The sequence below is a fragment of the Candidimonas nitroreducens genome (genome assembly GCF_002209565.1).
Lineage (GTDB): Bacteria > Pseudomonadota > Gammaproteobacteria > Burkholderiales > Burkholderiaceae_B > Candidimonas > Candidimonas nitroreducens.
On sequence record NZ_NJIH01000012.1, the window covers coordinates 127,284 to 144,988 of the forward strand.

Sequence of the window (17,705 nt, forward strand, 5' to 3'; positions counted from 1 at the left end):
AAAACAGCCTGGCGCAAGCCCGCGGGTAGCAATGCCAGGCCTGCCGCGCCCGCAGAGCCTGCACCGGGCTGGCGCGCCGCGTCAGTATTCGGACAGCGAGGCCCCGGCATCGCCCTGCTCTTGGACGGCATGGGCATGGCCGCGATTATTGCTGCGATACGTCGAAGGCGAAACGCCCGCGTATTCGCGGAAAGCGGTCGAGAAGTTCGCTGCGCTGGAAAACCCCACGGCATCGGCAATCGACACGATGCTTAGCGACGTGGTGGCCAGCAGCCGCTGGGCATAGGCCATGCGTTCGCCGCGGAAATATTCGAACACCGTTACGCCCAGGCACTGCCGAAAGGCATTGGACAAGCGCTTCTCGCTGGTGCCCAGTGCCCGCGCCACGGATTCCAGCGCAGGGGTGTCGGCGAAATGGTTGGCCAGGTAGCGCTTGGTCGCCTGCACCAGCACCTCGTCGTCGTCGAGGCTGCCCGCTTCTTGCTCGGCGCGGGGCCCCGGGGTGCCCGAAGCCAGCGCCAGATGTATTTGTACCCGCGCCAGCACCTCTTCGGCGGAATAGGGCTTGATCACATAATCGACCCCGCCGCTGTGCAGGCCCGCCAGGCGCTCGTCGGCCTGCGCCGCCGAACTCAGGAAGATCACGGGAATATGCGCCGTGGCCGGATTGGCCTTGAGCCGGCGGCACGTGGCGTGGCCGTCCATGCGCGGCATGCGTACGTCCATCAGGATCAGATCGGGACGGCCCGCGATCGCTCTGTCGTAGCCTTGCGCGCCGTCGAACGCCACACTGAGCCGATAATTCGCCCGGCGCAGGGTTTCGACCAGCAAACGCAGCTCATCGGGGCTGTCATCCACGATAAGAATATGGGCATGCGGCGAGACAGGAGCGGAAGCTGACATATGACTGAATCCGTAAAGAATTTACAACAGGCATCCTTGGTATCGAGACAATGTGCCTTACGGCAATCGACCCGAAACATCCCTTAAAGTTGCATATAGCGTTTGACTAAGTCAAGGAATTGGCCAAGACTGCTTAAAAATACAAGCTATGCCGGCACACAGCCCGCGCCCGGAAATCCGCACCAGCATTGGGCTTCTGGGCACCTGGCCGCAGCCTGGCGGCCAAACGCAGGAACCCGCATTTACATTAAAATACAACTGAAATGATTTACCTACAATATCCAAAAAGGTAAAACCTGCTAATAATATGCTGCGGCCACTGATAGGCATACTGTTTTTTTTGCTGGTTACAGTCGCCAGGGCGGGAATTTTGCCCATCGATCACCAGCAACCCTGGCCCGCCGGCGCATTGCAACAGGTGCGTGTCTACGAAGATCGTAGCGCAACCCTGGACATTCGGCAGATTGCCAGCTTGGCCGAGCAGCATCCCCAGCGTTTCATTCCCGCTACGTCCACCCTGCTGCACCCGGGCCGCACGGCATCGGCCTGGTGGCTGGAATTCGATCTGGCCAACACCGACATCGTTCCGCTGCAGCTGCGCCTGGTGATGGGGCCGCCCAACATACAGTGGGTCGATTTCTACCTCGAGCGCAACGGGCGATGGCAGCACTATATCGCGGGCGAAAGCATACCCTTGGAAAGCCAGAGCCAGCCTGGACGCCTGCCGACACTGGGCTTTGGGCTGGCCGCCGGGCAAAAAGTACGGATTTTCGCACGCGTCCAGGCCTTGCGGCCGCTACGCATACAGCCCCACGTCTACCTGGAATCCGACTTCCAGCGCCATGAGGCCTGGAATTCGATCTGGATCGGATTCCTGCTGGGCGAATTCGGCGCGCTCGGCATCGCCGCGCTGTTCGTAGCGCTGTTTGCCGCCAGCCCGGCATTTGCCTGCCTGGGCCTGCTCAGCCTGAGCAGCCTGCTGTACGAAGCCACGGTCAGGGGCTATGCCAAGCTGTATTTATGGCCCGATGCCACTCAATGGGCCGAACGCGCGGCCAACATGCTGGGCTGCCTGTCGCTGAGCATGTTCGTGCTGTTCTTTTACATGCTGGCACGCCAAGAGTCCGTCAAGCTGCCGGCACGGCGCTACTTTTTGGGGCTGATCATCGCCGAGGGCCTGATCGCCGGCTTCAGTGCAGTCAGCGATGCGCCCTTCCTGGGCCTGATCATTGCAATCAGCAGCGTACTGATCGGCGTCAGCCTGATGGCCGCGGCCTACGTCCTGAGCAAGCGCGCCGACCCCTACGGCAAGTTCGCCTTCTGGTTCGCGGTGTTTTTCCTGCTGCACCTGGCCCTGCGGGTCGTGGAGCGCAGAGGCCTGGTGGCGGGCGTGCTGTCCCAGTTCGACATAAACAACGTAGCTACCAACCCCATCGTCTCGCTGACGGGCACCTGCATCAACTTCATACTGCTGGCCTCCTGGATCACCCAGGTCGCCAAGCAGCGCCAGGCGGCCCGCCACGCGCTGGAAGAGTTCCGCGAAAGCGAGCATCAGCGCCTGCAAGCCGAGGTGGATCTGCAAACCCAGGCCCTGAACAGTGCGCTGAAATACGCCGACGACAAGAACCGCCAGCAGACGGAAATGCTGGGCTACATCAGCCACGACCTGCGCGCGCCGCTGGGCACCATCGTCAGTTACGCCAGGCTGCTGCGCGAGACGCAGACCTCCGTCCAGGCGCCCTACATACGCACCATCGAGCGCAGCGCCAATTACCAGCTGGGGCTGATCGGCGACCTGCTCGAATATGCCAAAGGGGAACTACAGCCGCTGCAGATCACGCCCTGCCCGACCCGCATGGACGAGCTGCTTCAAGACGTGCACCAGCACGGTGTGGCCATGAGCGCCCAGCAGGACAATCGCTACGTATCCGAAGCGCCCGGCGAGCTGCCCGCATGTATCATGGTCGACGCGCGGCGCATCAAGCAGATTCTGTACAACCTGCTTTCCAATGCCGCGAAATTCACGCATAACGGCACGATCCGCCTACAGGCTCTCGCACGCCGCGAATCCAATCGCTGGGCGCTGAGCTTCATCGTCGCCGATTCGGGCATAGGCATGGAGCCCAATGTACAGGCCGGCTTGTTCCAGGCCTTCTCGCCCGTGCACCCGCACTCGGGGGGCGCAGGGCTGGGCCTGTTCATCGCCAAGCATATCGTCGAGCAGATGGGCGGCAAACTGCTGCTTGAAAGCGCCCCCGACATCGGCAGCCGCTTCAGCGTACACATCACGGTACAAGCCGACGACCCCGAAACCATCGTCTGGCAGCCCGAGACGCCGCCCACCACGCCTGCGCCCGAGCCAGCCCGGCAAATCATCGCCACGGACATGCTGCCGCCGGCACGCAGGCGCCTGGAACTGGCCATACTGGCCCACGACGGACAGCTCAGCTCGATCGAAGACTGGATCGAGCAGACTGCCGCCGACCACCCCGATTCTGCCGGCTACGTCGAGCAGATCAAGGCCGCGCTGCTGGTGCTGGACTTCCCGGGCATCGAAACGCTGGCCTTGTCGGCGGTGGGTACGGCGGCCGCGGATTATTAGGGCCTGTACACACTGAAAAGCCACGGCCACCCGCCGCCGCCCGCACCGCATCATGCCAGCCGGGATTTCCTGATGTCCGACAGGTAAATAAGAATCAGCGATACCCAGACTATGCCGTACATCAGCATGAAACAGCTCGAACGGATCTTGAAGATATCGAGCAGCGCGCCGAACAGTATCGGCAGCAGAAAACCGCCCAGGCCGCCGGCCAACCCAACGACTCCGGTGACCAGCCCCATGTTCTGGGGAAAATCGTCGGCCACGTACTTGAACGTTGAAGCCATGCCGAAGGCAAACACCGCGCCCAGCACAAAGGCCAGCAGCACGAAAATAAGCATGGACACATACAGGTGCAGTGTCCAGGTGCCATCGATGGTGTAGATCACCAGGTCAGTCTTGGGGTACGACAGCAGGAACAGGCAGATCCAGGCAACCCACAGGCCCCACCAGGTCACGGCATGGGCGCCGTGGCGATCCGACAGCACACCGCCCACTGCACGCAGCACCGAGCCCGGCAAGGAAAATCCGGCTGCCACGGCGGCAGCGGCCACGACGGTCATGCCGTACTCCGCCTTCAGGTATTGCGGGATCCACAGGGACAGTGCCGTGAAGCCGCCGAAAGTGATCGAATAATACTGGCACAGGCGCCAGACGCGCGGGTCGCGCAGCACCTGAAACGACTGCCGCAACGAACCGCCCGCCTTCCCCGCGCCGGGGTCGCGTGCGGCGACCAGCCAGAAGCCGGCGGCGGTAAGCAGCAAGACCACGGCATAGATGCGCGGCACCATGCGCCAGCCGTAGGCCGCCTGCAGGCTCGGAGTGATGAACAGATTGACCGCGGCGCCTACGGCGCCGGCCCCGAAAAAACCCATGGCGAAACCGCGCCGCTCGGGCGGGAAAAAACGCGCGACATACGGCGTACCGACGGCGAACGAAGCGCCGACGCAGCCCAGGAACAGGCCGATCACGAGAAATTGCCACAATTGCGTGGCATAGCTGACGATATAAACAGGCACAGCGCAGATCACCAGAAGCACGGTCATGACGTTGCGCCCGCCGAAGCGATCCGTCCATGCCCCCAGCGGCAGCCGCATCACGGCCCCCGTCAGCACCGGCGTGGCAGTCAGGAGCCCGAATTCGGTGCTGTTCAGGCCCAGTTCGTCGCGCAGCTGGATGCCGAGCACGCCGAACATCATCCAGACGACAAAACAGACCATGAATGCGAACGTGCTGGCGTATAGCGTGGCATAGGCGCGGCGGGGTGCCGCGGCGAGCGCTACGATTTGGTTCGGGGTGATGGTATTCACGTGAGCTCCATGAGTAATGAGTGTAGGCACGGAAACTGCATCGTTACCCCGGGGCCGGCGCATGCCGCTTGCCCGCGGGCCGGGGCTCAAGGTACTGCCATGGCGCACCGGTCGCATCTGAACGCGCTGAAACCGGAACGCTAGATACCGAACTTCAGATATCGAACTTCACTCCTTGCGCCAGCGGCAGCTGGCGTGAATAGTTGACGGTATTGGTCGCCCTGCGCATGTAGTTCTTCCACGCGTCCGAACCCGACTCCCGGCCGCCGCCGGTTTCCTTGTTGCCGCCGAAAGCCCCGCCTATCTCGGCGCCGGACGTGCCCAGATTCACATTGGCGATGCCGCAGTCGGAGCCCGCCGCCGACAGGAACGACTCGGCCTCGCGCAAGTCGTTGGTGAAAATCGCCGAGGACAGCCCCTGGGACACTTCGTTGTGCATGGCAATCGCCTCATCGTATTCGCGATAGCTCATGACGTACAGTATGGGCGCGAAGGTCTCGCGCCGCACCACGTCGGTCTGGCCCGGCATTTCGGCAATGGCCGGCTCTACATAGTAGGCCTTGGGCGCCTTGCGCTCCAGCACCCGGCGGCCGCCATGCACTACCGCCCCCTGGCTGACGGCCTCGCGCAGCGCGGCCTGCATGGCATCAAAGGCCGCGGCGTCGATCAGCGGCCCGACCAGTGTGCCGGACGCCAGCGGGTCGCCGATGGACAGGTGCGCATACGCCTGCCGCAGCCTGGCCAGCAGCGCCTCGCGTACGTCCGCGTGCACGATCAGGCGGCGGGTAGTGGTGCAGCGCTGGCCGCAGGTGCCGACGGCGGCGAACACAATGCCGCGGCACGCCAGCTCGAGATCGGCCGAAGGCGCGACGATGACGCCGTTGTTGCCGCCCAGCTCCAGCAGCGAACGGCCGAAGCGGGCGGCCACGCGCGGGCCTACCGCGCGCCCCATCGCCGTGCTGCCGGTGGCCGACAGCAGGGCCACGCCCGGGTCGTCCACCAGCGCCTCGCCCACCTCGCGCCCGCCCTGGGCCACTTGCGCAAGGCCGGCCGGAGCCTCGTCGCCGTAGCGGCGCAGCGCCCGCCCGAACAGCGCCAGGCAGGCTTGCGCGGCCAGCAGCGTCTTTTCCGAGGGCTTCCAGATCACCGGGTTGCCGCAGACTATGGCCAGGGCGAAATTCCACGACCACACGGCCACCGGGAAGTTGAAGGCGCTGATGACCCCTACCACACCCAGCGGATGCCAGGTTTCCATCATGCGGTGGCCCGGCCTTTCCGAAGCGATGGTCAGCCCGTGCAACTGGCGCGACAGGCCGAGGGCGAAATCGCAGATGTCGACCATCTCCTGGACTTCGCCCTGCCCTTCGCTGATGATCTTGCCGGCTTCCAGCGACACCAGGCGCCCCAAAGCCTGTTTGTGCGCGCGCAGCTCGTCGGCATAGAGCCGGATCAGTTCGCCGCGGCGTGGTGCGGGCACCAGCCGCCAGGCGGCGTATGCCTGCCGCGCCGTCTCGACCATGCCGGCGACCTCGGCCGCGGTATGCATGCGCACCCGCCCCAGGGGCGCGCCGTCGATCGGGGAAACGGAAACCAGGCCCGGCTCTTGCGGGCCGGGGCACTCCACGCCCAGCTCGGCGAGCGTCCGGTCTACTATGTCGCGTTCAACTTTCATGGCTTATGGCTCCTGCCCATGTTCCGTCTGTTAATGCGAAAGAGGTCTCTTTCATCTTCGGGGGTGGCGGCAAGCCCCACGGCCGTTAGGATCCGCCCACCCAAAATGGGGCGCCGCGCTGGCGGAGAAACAGGCACCTCGACACGGTGGCGGGCCGGCATCAGAAGCGCGCCCCCGCAAAATGCGCCAGGCCGGCGCCGCATTCGTAGACGAACTCGCGCAGGCCACGCCAGCCCATGGCCCGCAAGGGTGTGAGCGGCAGCGGCATGTCTTCCCGGGATATCTCGCCGGCGGCCAGGCGTGCGAACCATAGCCCGAAAACGGTGCCCGTGCCGATGCCGCGCCCGTTATAGCCGCTGAAAACAAACAGATTGGGTGCCGGCTCGTGGAAGCGCGGCAGGCAATCGGCCGTCATGCCTATGGTACCGAACCACTCGTGCTCGAAGCGCACGGCGCCAAGCTCGGGAAACAGTCTCGACAGACTGCGGCGCGCCCAGTCGCGATGCGCCGCGAGGCAGGCACCGCGCAACGCACCGACGCTGCCGAACACCAGGCGGCCAGCCGCGTCCAGGCGCATGGAGGACAGCACCCGATTGGTATCCCAGGCGCCTTCCCCACCCGGCAAGATGAGCCGCGGCGACAACGGCGCCGTGGCGAAATTGAAATAAGGAAACGCGGTAAGTTCCGCGCGCAGCGCGCGCCATTGGCCGCTGCGATCTGTATAGGCGTTGGTGGCGAGCAGCACGCGGCGCGCCGTAACGCTGGCGCCGCCGGCCACCTCCAGCCGCCAGCCATCGCCCGCCGCGCGCCAGGACAAGACCGGACTTGCCGTATGGATGCGGGCGCCGCAACGCAAGGCCGCGGCGGCCAGGCCACGCACATAGGCCAGCGGCTGTATGGTGCCCGCGCGCAGATCCAGCAAAGAACCGCGATAGGCGCGCGTACCGACCCGCCGGGCCGTCTGCTCGGCATCGAGCAGGCGCACCGGTGCGCCCAGCCGGCCCCATTGCTGCGCGCGGCGGCGGATTTCCGCCAGCCCCCGCGCGCCCAGCGCGCAATGCAGCGTGCCGCGGCGCACGGCTTCGCAGGCAATGCGATGGCGCTCGATGATGTCGTAGACCAGCGTGGGAGCATTGCCCAGCACCTCGAGCAGGCGTGAACCGTAAACAGGGCCCAGCACACGCGGCAATTCGTCGGGCATCACCCACATGCCGGCGTTGACCAGCCCGACATTGCGCCCCGAGCCGCCGAAGCCAGGGCCGCGAGCTTCCAGCACCACGCAATCGATGCCCCGCTCGGCCAGGTGCAGCGCCGCCGAAAGGCCCGTGAAGCCGGCCCCGACGATGACAAGCTCGGCCTGCGTATCCGCCACCAGCGCGGAAGTGCGCGGCGCGAGCGGCGCGCTAGCCTCCCACAGGCCATGAGTACGCTTATCTCCATCCATGCGGCAGTGCTCCGCCAGGGTTCTGTCGCCATGATACTGCGCGCATGCCGCCACGCACAGCATGGCGGCCGCCCGATGCGTGAGGATAAAACCAGGCCGCAGGCAGCGCGGCGGCGGCCTGCGCAGCACACATCTCAAAGCACACACCTCGAAGCACAAGCGAGGCCACGCCGCCGGCCCGCGGCCTGCAAGGCTACAATCAAGGCTCGATTCCCCTGCGGCCGCCGGCCATTCCCCTTCATACGCCACGCAGACGACATGACCGGCAACAAGCTCAATGCGCTATTCGGACGGCTCAGGCTCAGGCAGCTGAATCTGCTGATCGCCATCGGCCGGCACAACTCCCTGCGCCAGGCGGCCGCAGAGCTGGTCATGACGCAATCGGCCGCAAGCAAGGCGCTGGGCGAGGTCGAATCCATCTTGGGCGACCCGCTGTTCGAAAGGCGGCGCGACGGCCTGTACCCGAACCGGCTGGGCGAATGCGCCATCAACTATGCGCACGTCATACACCGCGACGTCGTTGCCCTGTCGGACGAGCTCGATGAAATCCGACACGGACGGGGCGGCAAGGTCAGGGTCGGGGTGATCATGGGCGGGGTGCCGACGGTGCTCAAGGATGCCATCGCCCAGGTCTGTGCGGACAACCCGGGCATCGTCATCGAGATCCACGAAAACACCAGCGCCATCATGCTGTCCATGCTCAACAGCGACAAGCTGGACATGGTCATAGGCAGAACCAGCGTCAGCCCCGACGCCGACGGCTACGACTATCTGCACCTGGCCGAGGAAAGCATTTCAGTCGTATCGGGCAGCGCCAACCCGCTGGCCCGCAAAAAGCGCCTGGAACTGGCCGAACTGGCCCACCTGCGCTGGATCAGCTACCCGAGCCGCGCGCCGCTGAACATACTGCTGCGCCAGGAACTCGGGCGCGCCGGCATCAACAGCGTTGCCACGCCCATAGAAACCGCCTCGACCTTCATCACCATCGCGCTGCTCAACGACAGCAGCGACCTGGTGGCGCTGATCCCCACCGACGTCGCCGGCTTTTTCGCCAAGCAGGGCCTGATCTCCATCCTGCCAGTAGCCCTGCACTCACATGCGCAGCCCTATGGCCTGATCACGCGCAAGCGGCGCAACCTGAGCCGCGCCGCCAAGATCTTCATCGAAGCCATCGCCGGGCAGCGCGGCGCGCAGGCCTAGCCGCCCCTGACACAGGGCTGCCTACCTGGCCCAGCGCAGCACCAGCGGATCGAGCCTGCGGGCCGTTTCCAGCAGGCCGGCCCGCACCTCGGGCAGCATGGGCGGGAACGGATGGCGCCCGCCGGCCCAGCCGATGATGCCGCCTTCCTGCATCAAGGCCTTGCTGGTCAGGATGCCGCCCTGGCGGTTCTCGTAGTTGATCAGCGGCAGCCACTGCTGATAAAGGGCCGCGGCCCGTTCGCGATCCCCCGCGAAATAACTGTCGACGATGGTCTTGATGCCGTCGGGATAGCCGCCGCCGGTCATGGCGCCCGTCGCGCCGGCGTCCAGGTCGGGCAGCAAGGTAATGGCCTCCTCTCCGTCCCAGGGCCCTTCGATGCTGTCGCCGCCCAGGCGGATGAGCTCGCGCAGCTTGGACGCCGCGCCGGGCATCTCGATCTTGAAATACGCCACTTGCTCGATCTCTTTGGCCAGCCGGGCCAGGAACGGCGCCGACATCTGGGCTCCGCTCATGGGCGCGTCCTGGATCATGACGGGAATGTCGACCGCATCGGACAGGCGCGCGTAGAACTCGTAGATCTGCGCCTCGCCGCAACGTATGGTCGCGCCGTGGTAAGGCGGCATCAGCATCACCATGGCCGCGCCGTGATCCTTGGCGTGGCGGTTGCGCGCAATGCAGATGTCGGTGCTGTAGTGCGAGGTGGTGACAATGACGGGCACGCGGCCCTGGACGTGCGCGAGTATCGTTTCCGTGAGCACCGCGCGTTCCTGATCCGAAATGGCGAACTGCTCGGAAAAATTGGCCAGGATACCCAGGCCGTCCGAGCCCGCGGCAATCATGAAATCGACGCAGCGCTTCTGCCCTTCCAGGTCGAGGCTGCCGTCCTCATGAAAGATAGTGGGTACGACGGGATACACGCCCTTGTAGCGTGGGGTGCGGACGGGCTGGTTCATGGTCGATAAGCTCCGGGCAAGAATTCAGGTAAGCCAGTGTGGCGCGGCGCGCCGGCCGCGTCCAATGAATAATTTCCACTCTGCGTTCGCATTCTGGAATCTCAAGCAGTGCGCAGCGTGCGGCAGGGCGGCAGCCGGCGCGGCAATGCGGCCGCCGGGCCGAAGCCACCCCGCAGCCCAGCCTATGCGCCACGGCATTCGCCGCGGCGCATGCGTCGGGCGGAGTGGCTTCTTAGACGAACACCACTTTCGAGACATCCGGCTCGCGCTGCGTCCGGATGTAGCGCTGGATCGACAAATCGTCCGTATCCAGAACGGCCACCCTGTCGTCGTCCTGCGAAACAAACGCCAGCGCACGGGATGGGTGGAATGACACGGCAATGGCTCGCGCCTCGAGCTTGAGGTAGGCCGTTTCGTTCAGATTGTCCGGGCTCACCACGGACAGGCTGCAATCGCCGTAATTGGACACGAACAGGCGCCCGTCCCGGAACAGATTGATGCGCGTCGGGTCGCTGCGCGAGGCGGCGACGCAGCGCACGCGCATCGTCGCCGTATCGATGGCCGCCAGGGTGTTGCTCCAGCGGTTGGTGACATACAGCGTCTGCTCGTCTGCGCTAAGGCAGCAGCCTTCGGGCTTCTGGCCGGGCGCGCACAGCAAAGGGGCCGCCAGGGGATCCCAGGGAGACACCTTGGCCACGGTGTGCGACAGCAGGTTCATGCAATACGCGGCCGTGCCGTCGCGCGTCAGCGCGAACAAATGGCTCTTGATGCCGGCCGAGGACACGGCCCGCTTCGGCCCCGCATCCGCCGCGGGTTCATCCAGAACCAGCAGGGTAGACTTCTCTTCGCTCAGGACATAGAGCCGGTCGCGGCTGTCCATCTGCATGCCGTGCAGGCGATTGTAGGGCGACAGATCAATGGTGCGCACCAGGCGCCCGCCGGCGATGTCCACCTGGAACAGCACGTGCCCGCCGGCGCCGCTGTGCCCCGATGTTTCGACGCCGTAGTGTCCGATCCAGGCGGTACGGCCCGCGCCATCGGTCACAAACTCGTGCGGATAGCGATCCAGTTCCAATGTATGGAAGCGCTCTCCGGTTGCGATGTCGTACCAGCTTATGCAATGGCTGCATTTTTCCACCAGCAGCAGTGTTTCTCGTGCCGTCATTTCTGTAGTCCTTGGGTATTGAGGTGTATGCGATACAGTGAGCTGGTGGCGCAGATGTACAGCCAGTCCGAGTGCGTACCGCCGAATGTCACATTGGCGACGACTTCGGGCACGGGAATTTCGGCCAGGCGCCGGCCGTCGGGGTGATAGATCTGCACGCCCGAGGCGCTGCTGGTGTACAGCCACCCCTGCCGATCGAGCCTGAATCCGTCCGGCAGGCCCGGCTCGATCTCGGCGAAGACGCGCGGATCGGACAGCGTTCCGCCGCTGCCCACGGTAAAGGCCACGATGTGATGCTTGCCGCGCCCGTCGGTACGCAGCGCCGCCGACGTATCCGATACATACAAAATGCGCTCGTCGGGGGAAAAGGCCAGGCCGTTGGGTTCGTCGACATAGTCGGTGGCGATGTCCAGGGCCTGCGACCTGGGGTCGTAGCGGAACACATAGTTGTGCCGCAGCTCCGGATCGGCCTTGTGGCCTTCGCGGTCGGACAAGATGCCATAGGGGGGATCGCTGAACCAGATCGTGCCGTCGCGGCGCACGACGAGGTCGTTGGGCGAATTCAGGCGGCGCCCCTGATAATGATCCACGACGACCTCGTCTTGAGCAGCGACAAGCCCGTGGCTCAGTCGCGTGCGCAGGATGGCCCGCCGGCCGTGCGAGCAATGCAGCAGGCTGCCGTCGGCCTCGCGGTAATGGCCGTTGGTGTATCCGGCCGCATCGCGCCACACCGACAAGCCATCCCGCTCGCGCCAGCATAGTATCCGGTCGTTGGGTATGTCGCTCCACAGCAGCGCCCCGGCCTCTTCCACCCAGACCGGGCCTTCACTCCAGGCCGCACCGGTGGCGAGCTTCTCGAGGCGCGAGTCGGGCCTGAGTACCGCCCTGGCGGTGTCGTCGAAAATCCTCATGGTTCCTCGGTTCCTTCGTACAGATCGATGATCCGTCACGCTCAGCGCCCGGCTCCACGGCGCGGCATGCCGCCCCGCCCGCCGGCGGCAGACATTCCCCACAAGGGCCGGCCGCGCAACAGCGCGCGCCACTGTTGCGCGGTGTAACGGCGGATGCCCGGGCCTATGGGCGGCAGGCGATTGCCGGGCAGGCCGGGCTCGGGCCCCCAGATGGCCTGATACGTATCGATGCAGCGCCCTTGCCGCTGCCAGCACGCCAGCACCAGGACATAAGCGGCCCACCACCCGGCCAGCACCACGAACATCCAGCGCGGCGCGTCGGCAACGACCAGGCCCAGCACAATGATTGGAACGGCGCAGGCGATCAGGAGCCAACCCAGAAGCTTGTGCAAGCGCTCGAATACCCGGCGGCGGCGGGTCATGATGTAATGATCCCCCGCACCCGCCTGGCGCCGTACGCCGGGCGACATATCCGTCGGCCCGCCCTTCGAGCCGCGCAACAGGCCCGACAGGCCCTGCGCAGCCCCCAGGCCCAGCAGCAGCCAACCGGCCCAGGCATGCACGCCGGCCAGCGCGGTGCCCCGCGCATCCGCATTGTCCCAAGCCAGCAGCAGCGCCAGGGCGGCTGCGGCCAGCCCGGCCGTCTGCAGCGCCAGATGGGCGCGCCACCACCATTTGTTGTCCAGCTCGGCAGGCCAGTCCTGCCCGGGCAACACCTTGAGATAGCGGGCGATCAGGCCGCCCAACGGAATCAGGATGCCCCAGGCCAATACCATCAGGCGCCCATGCCAGGCCGCCCAGCCGGCAAGATGGTGCCCGGCCGCGCCCGACACCGGCGTCCACAGCCAGTCCCAGCATGCCGCCAGGACTTGCGGGCTCACGACGGCCTCCCCGGCACGCGCGCGCTCATGCGATTTCCGCCTTCAATTCCGCCAGGAACAGCCGCAGCGACTTGATTTTCTCGGCATTGCGGCGAATCAGGATCTGCAGCCTGGGAAGGTTCAGCCCCTCCTGCAGGACGATCTTCACGATCGGCGTTCCGGCCGGCAACAGCTCCAGCACAGACTCCCGGCTGATCGAGCACAGCCATTGGTGCGCAGCGACAAAGGCGAGGATCACCGCCGGTGACGGGGACTCGATCTGCGGCTCCAGGGGAACCAGGCCCCGGCTGACGAACTGCGCGTCGAACACGTTCCTGAGCAGCGTGCCCTGGGTGGGCAATACCCACTGCAGCTCGGCGCATTCTGAGAGGGAAATCGCCGCGCCCGCCGCACCGCGGGAGCGCAGTATAGGGTTGCCGCGGTGCGCGATCACGCACAGCGCGTCATCTTTTTGCCACAGCTCCTGGGCATGGAATTCGCGCCGGCTCTCGCCGTTGAGCATGAAGCCGCCGATGGCGCAATCGATTTCACCATCCTTGAGCATCTGCAGCAGCTGCCGGCTGGTCGAGTCGAACAGCGAAACCGACAGATTGGGCTCGCGCGCGCACATGCGGCCCAGTGCGGCCGGCAGGATCTGCGTCACGACCTGCGAGATCGCCCCGATCCTGACCACCTGCCGCGCCTCGGCGGGCGGATGCTGCGCGTCGGACTCGCCGTAGCCCAGCTCTTCCAGGACGATGCTCACCTTGTCCATCAGGCGTGTGCCGGCGCTGGTGGGCCTGACTCCGCGGTGTTCACGCACGAACAGGGCACAGCCCATGGCCTGCTCGATCTCTCCGACCATGCGGCTGGCGGCCGGCTGCGACATTTCCAGGCGATCGGCGGCGCCTTGGATGGTGCCGGTATCGCGCAGCGCCGCCAGCAGGCGCAGGTGCCTGAGCCGCAGGGCATCGAAATAGTGTGGCTTCACGATTGGCGGCCGCCAGCAGCGGATTCCTCATTTCCCATGAGCCTCACCTCTTCTCCGGGAATAGGCGTATAGCTGCTGCCGCCGCGCGCCACGATAGCCTGTACGCCGCCGTGCCGTTCGATCAAGGCTTCCTGATCGGCCTTTGCCGCGGCATCGGTACGCTCGGGGTCGCAAATACCGGACAGCAGCCCGCGGAATACCTCCAGCTCGGGCTCGTGCCGTCCGCCGAGCGCGAGGTCATCGAGTTCCTCGGGGTCGTCGCGCAGGTTGAACAACTCGGGGCGGTAGTGGGTGTAGTGTATGTACTTCAGGTTCCCCCGGCGCAGCATATATGCGCCGCTGACCGAGCCCGCCGCGTGGTACTCGCTGAACGCCACGCGCTGCGCATCGTACGGGTTCGAGGCAATGTCGAACAAAGACCGCCCCGGCAGCGCCGTGCCTGCGGCTGGCGCGCCGTGCCCGACGGCGTCCAGGATCGTCGGGTAGCAGTCCACCAGCGACACCGGCGTATCGACCCGCGCGCCCGGCCGGACGCGCGGGCCCGCCATGATCAAGGGCACGGCGGCCGACTCTTCATACATGGTGGACTTGCCCCAAAGGCCGCGCGCGCCCATATTGTCGCCATGGTCGGACAGGAACAGCACCACGGTGTTTTCGGCCAGCCCCTGGGCCTCGAGCGCGTTCAGGATCCGGCCCACATTGGCGTCCATGAAAGAGCACAGGCCGAAATACGAAGCGATGGCGATGCGCCGCTGCGCATCGCTCTCGAAGTACGAATCGAAACGGTAGCAATCGTCCCATTGCTGCACCCACGGATGCAGGCTGCGCGCCGCCCGCTTGGGCATGGGAATGGCGTCGGGGTCGTACAGCGCATAGTATTCGGGCGGCGCGATCAGCGGCGAGTGCGGCGCGATGAACGAGGTGAACAGCACCCAGGGCCGCTCGCGCCGGGCCTTGCCGTGATCCTGCAGCCACTGCACGGTTCTGGCCGTGATGTCGCGGTCGTATTCGATGTATGTGCTCTCGCCCGGGCCTATGCTGTGGGCCAGATCCCTGGACTGGTACCGCACCGGCAGCGGATTGCGGATCAGGCCGTAAAGATCCCCTACACCCGCCTCGATGTGCATGGGAATGATCTGTTCGCTGAAGCCGCCGTCGACCTGCTCGCTGGCGTAGTGCAATTTGCCGATGGAAACCACCTCGTGGCCGGCGTCGCGCAGATAGTGGGCCCAACTGGGCGGATTGCCGTCGTAGGCGATGGCGTTGTCCCAGCACCGGTTGTCGTGCACATAGCGCCCGGTGGCCAACGCGGCCCGCGCCGGCACGCAGATCGGCGAGTTGGTATAGGCATTGCCAAACACCGTTCCGCGCGCGGCCAGTCGATCCAGGTTGGGCGTGCGCACCATCGGGTGGCCATTGCAGCCGAGCATTTTCTTGTTGTGCTCGTCATTCATGATGATGAGCAGATTGGGGGACTGGGTGGGCGAATTTACGGCCATGCTCTCAGCTTCGGAAAGAAAATCGGAAATACCCGGAAGTCAGGTCAGAAAGAGATGTGGTTCTCATGCACGACCTGGGCCCAACGCTTGGTCTCGGCCGACACGAAGCCGACGTAATCGTCCGGGCTGCGCAGATCGACCGCGGCGCCCAAGGCCGTGAACTTCTCCTGCACCTTGGGGTTCTCCAGCGCCTTGTGCACGGCCGCAGCCAGAACCTGGCGTACCGGCTCGGGCAGGCCGTGCGGTGCGAACAGGCCATGCCAGTTGTCCACCAGCAGATCCGGCATGCCGAATTCCTTGGCGGTGGGCACCTGCGGCAAAGACTGCAAACGGGCCGTCGCGGTGACGAAGACCGGCGCGACCTTCTTCGAATGAATGAAAGGCATGGCCGCCGACACGCCGGCAAAGGTCAGCTGCGTCTCGCCGCTGGCCACGGCCAGCACGGCGGCGCCGCCGCTCTTGTACGGCACGTGCAGCAGATTCAGGCCCAGCGCCTTCTGCAGCAGCAGCCCCGCCAGATGCTGGGGCCCGCCGATGCCCGGGGAAGAATAAGCCATGCCCTGCGGCTGCTTGGCCGCCAGCGCCTTGATGCCCGCGAGGTCGTGCACATTCGCGCCATACGCAGTGACCAACACCAGGGGAACCGAGGCCACGGGGCTGACGACGGTGAAATCCCCGGATTTGTAGTGCACGGTACGCGACAAGGGCGACAGCGCAATATTCGAAACCGTACCCATCAACAAGGTGTAGCCATCGGGGCGCGCCGAGGCCACATAGCCCGCACCGATCGCCCCGGTCGCGCCGGGCTTGTTTTCGACGATGATGGACTGGTGCAGGGCCGCCCCCATGTCCGAAGCCACGAGCCGCGCCAGGACATCGGGGGAACTGCCTGCTTCGGAGCCCACGATGATGGTGATGGGGCGGCTCGGAAATGAAGCCGCCCGGGCCTGCGGGGGGTGCGCCAGGCCCATCAGCGCCGTTGTGACAGACGCCGCGAATACGGCGTTCAAGACTTTCTTACTCTTACCAAATGGCAGACCCATTGCCTCGCTCCGGTTCAAGGACGCCGGATGCGGGAACCTGCGGGCCGCAGACGCGCTTGCGCGGCGCCAAGACGGCCGTCATCCCGACAACATCCGGATTCCGTATAGTTGAATATTCTGAAAAAAGCTATTCACGGCTTGCTTTTTTCCAGAATATCACCCGATATGAGCGTGATGAACTAAGGATTCAGAATAGATATATCCGGTTTCCGGATACCAAAGACCGGGCCGCGATCAGGCCGCCGGCGGCGCTTCGGCGCGCTGGCGTTCCATGGCCGCCTTGAGCTCGCGTATGAACACCTGCGTGGCCGGGCTGAGTATCCGGCCCTTGCGGGTGATGATGCCGTAGGGCGGGATGCGCCGCTTGATCTTCAGGGGCACGATGGCCAGCGTATTGAGCCGCACGTAATGTTCGGCGACGTCGGTCGGCATGACGCCCAGCGTGGCCGATTTGCGCAGCAGCGACGAGGTCAGCAGCATGGACGAGGTTTCGAGAATATTGGCCGGCATGGCCAGCCCCGACTCCATGAACACCAGCTCCAGCACTTTGCGCATGGGGCTGGGGTGCGCCTGCAGTATCCAGGGATACTGGAACAGGCGGGCCAGCGTGAGCCTGCGGTTGCGCGCCTCGGGGTGATCGGGGCTGGCCACGATCGATAGGGCCTCTTCGGCTATCGGGTCGAATACGATCTCGCTGCTGTCCCAGGTGTCCGGCACCCGGCCTATGGCCACGTCCAGGCGATCTTGCAGCAGCGCCGTCAGCAGCACATCGCTGGTATCGATCTGGATGCTGGGCGCCAGGCGCGGATGGCTGCGCTTGAGCTCGAGCAGCGTGTCGGTCAGCAGCTGCGGCGCCGGCGCCATGATGGCACCGATGCGCACCTTGCCGATATTGCCCGAGGCGATGGCCATGAGTTCGTCGCGCACGCCGCCCAGGTCGGAATAGACCACGCGGGCGTAGCGAATCATCACGTCGCCATACACGGTGGGCCGCACACCGCGCCGGTAGCGGTCGAACAGCCTCAGGCCGGTAACAGCCTCCATTTCGTGCAGCATTTTGGTGGCTGCCGGCTGGGTCAGGCCGATCTGGTCGGCCGCCTTGCGCAGCGAGCGGTGCTCGTCCAGGGCCAGCAGCAGACCAAGCTGCCGCATTC

At 65.3% G+C, this 17,705-nt stretch carries 14 protein-coding genes; 2 read left to right on the top strand and 12 right to left on the bottom strand.

Features of this window, described 5'->3' with window-relative positions; all coding sequences use genetic code 11:
* Positions 1-81: 81 nt before the first annotated feature.
* Positions 82-903 (bottom strand): response regulator transcription factor, encoded by an 822-nt coding sequence (locus CEY11_RS20425; RefSeq protein ID WP_088605262.1) that lies wholly within the window; start codon positions 901-903, stop codon positions 82-84.
* Between the two features lie 370 nt (positions 904-1,273).
* On the opposite strand from CEY11_RS20425, the gene CEY11_RS20430 reads away from it, so the two are divergent.
* Entirely contained in the window at positions 1,274-3,505 is a 2,232-nt protein-coding gene (locus CEY11_RS20430; RefSeq protein WP_158215396.1) for a sensor histidine kinase, read from the top strand.
* 50 nt (positions 3,506-3,555) lie between these two features.
* Here the strand turns inward: CEY11_RS20430 and CEY11_RS20435 are convergent, their stop codons facing one another.
* From CEY11_RS20435 to CEY11_RS20445, 3 genes are all read right to left on the bottom strand, one after another.
* Complete coding sequence (locus CEY11_RS20435) at positions 3,556-4,803, bottom strand: MFS transporter (protein ID WP_408608156.1); 1,248 nt, start codon at positions 4,801-4,803, stop codon at positions 3,556-3,558.
* Positions 4,804-4,966: 163 nt separating this feature from the next.
* Positions 4,967-6,484, bottom strand: coding sequence for an L-piperidine-6-carboxylate dehydrogenase (gene amaB / locus CEY11_RS20440; protein ID WP_088605265.1), 1,518 nt, complete (start codon positions 6,482-6,484; stop codon positions 4,967-4,969).
* Between the two features lie 160 nt (positions 6,485-6,644).
* Positions 6,645-7,928 carry an NAD(P)/FAD-dependent oxidoreductase gene (locus CEY11_RS20445; protein ID WP_088605320.1) on the bottom strand — a complete coding sequence of 428 codons (1,284 nt, stop codon included), beginning with the start codon at positions 7,926-7,928 and terminating at the stop codon, positions 6,645-6,647.
* Positions 7,929-8,186: 258 nt separating this feature from the next.
* Between CEY11_RS20445 and CEY11_RS25270 the strand changes: the two genes are divergently transcribed.
* The gene (locus CEY11_RS25270) at positions 8,187-9,128 is read left to right on the top strand and encodes a LysR family transcriptional regulator (protein WP_158215397.1); all 942 of its coding nucleotides are present in this window, start codon (positions 8,187-8,189) and stop codon (positions 9,126-9,128) included.
* Positions 9,129-9,149: 21 nt separating this feature from the next.
* Here CEY11_RS25270 and CEY11_RS20460 read toward each other — a convergent pair whose 3' ends face one another.
* From CEY11_RS20460 to CEY11_RS20495, 8 genes are all read right to left on the bottom strand, one after another.
* On the bottom strand, positions 9,150-10,082 hold the full coding sequence (locus CEY11_RS20460) for a dihydrodipicolinate synthase family protein (RefSeq protein WP_088605267.1): 933 nt from the start codon (positions 10,080-10,082) through the stop codon (positions 9,150-9,152).
* Positions 10,083-10,314: 232 nt separating this feature from the next.
* Positions 10,315-11,247 carry a YncE family protein gene (locus CEY11_RS20465; RefSeq protein WP_088605268.1) on the bottom strand — a complete coding sequence of 311 codons (933 nt, stop codon included), beginning with the start codon at positions 11,245-11,247 and terminating at the stop codon, positions 10,315-10,317.
* Positions 11,244-12,158, bottom strand: coding sequence for an SMP-30/gluconolactonase/LRE family protein (locus CEY11_RS20470; RefSeq protein ID WP_088605269.1), 915 nt, complete (start codon positions 12,156-12,158; stop codon positions 11,244-11,246). Before CEY11_RS20470 ends, CEY11_RS20465 begins: the two co-directional genes overlap by 4 nt.
* 41 nt (positions 12,159-12,199) lie before the next feature.
* Positions 12,200-13,039 (bottom strand): cytochrome b561 domain-containing protein, encoded by an 840-nt coding sequence (locus CEY11_RS20475; RefSeq protein WP_233155004.1) that lies wholly within the window; start codon positions 13,037-13,039, stop codon positions 12,200-12,202.
* A 25-nt stretch (positions 13,040-13,064) separates the two neighbouring features.
* Positions 13,065-14,009 (bottom strand): LysR family transcriptional regulator, encoded by a 945-nt coding sequence (locus CEY11_RS20480; RefSeq protein ID WP_088605270.1) that lies wholly within the window; start codon positions 14,007-14,009, stop codon positions 13,065-13,067.
* The gene (locus CEY11_RS20485) at positions 14,006-15,508 is read right to left on the bottom strand and encodes a sulfatase-like hydrolase/transferase (protein WP_088605271.1); all 1,503 of its coding nucleotides are present in this window, start codon (positions 15,506-15,508) and stop codon (positions 14,006-14,008) included. Before CEY11_RS20485 ends, CEY11_RS20480 begins: the two co-directional genes overlap by 4 nt.
* Before the next feature lie 44 nt (positions 15,509-15,552).
* Positions 15,553-16,551: a Bug family tripartite tricarboxylate transporter substrate binding protein gene (locus CEY11_RS20490; protein WP_233155005.1), complete on the bottom strand. Its 999-nt coding sequence runs from the start codon at positions 16,549-16,551 to the stop codon at positions 15,553-15,555.
* Between the two features lie 234 nt (positions 16,552-16,785).
* Entirely contained in the window at positions 16,786-17,703 is a 918-nt protein-coding gene (locus CEY11_RS20495) for a LysR family transcriptional regulator (protein ID WP_088605272.1), read from the bottom strand.
* Positions 17,704-17,705: the final 2 nt, after the last annotated feature.

What these genes read in the sequence shown, in the direction of transcription:
- CEY11_RS20425 (WP_088605262.1), bottom strand. Translation starts at nt 903, where the DNA reads ATGTCAGCTTCCGCTCCTGTCTCGCCGCATGCCCATATTCTTATCGTG.
- amaB (WP_088605265.1), bottom strand. Translation starts at nt 6,484, where the DNA reads ATGAAAGTTGAACGCGACATAGTAGACCGGACGCTCGCCGAGCTGGGC.
- CEY11_RS20445 (WP_088605320.1), bottom strand. Translation starts at nt 7,928, where the DNA reads ATGGATGGAGATAAGCGTACTCATGGCCTGTGGGAGGCTAGCGCGCCG.
- CEY11_RS25270 (WP_158215397.1), top strand. Translation starts at nt 8,187, where the DNA reads ATGACCGGCAACAAGCTCAATGCGCTATTCGGACGGCTCAGGCTCAGG.
- CEY11_RS20460 (WP_088605267.1), bottom strand. Translation starts at nt 10,082, where the DNA reads ATGAACCAGCCCGTCCGCACCCCACGCTACAAGGGCGTGTATCCCGTC.
- CEY11_RS20465 (WP_088605268.1), bottom strand. Translation starts at nt 11,247, where the DNA reads ATGACGGCACGAGAAACACTGCTGCTGGTGGAAAAATGCAGCCATTGC.
- CEY11_RS20470 (WP_088605269.1), bottom strand. Translation starts at nt 12,158, where the DNA reads ATGAGGATTTTCGACGACACCGCCAGGGCGGTACTCAGGCCCGACTCG.
- CEY11_RS20485 (WP_088605271.1), bottom strand. Translation starts at nt 15,508, where the DNA reads ATGGCCGTAAATTCGCCCACCCAGTCCCCCAATCTGCTCATCATCATG.
- CEY11_RS20490 (WP_233155005.1), bottom strand. Translation starts at nt 16,551, where the DNA reads ATGGGTCTGCCATTTGGTAAGAGTAAGAAAGTCTTGAACGCCGTATTC.
- CEY11_RS20495 (WP_088605272.1), bottom strand. Translation starts at nt 17,703, where the DNA reads ATGCGGCAGCTTGGTCTGCTGCTGGCCCTGGACGAGCACCGCTCGCTG.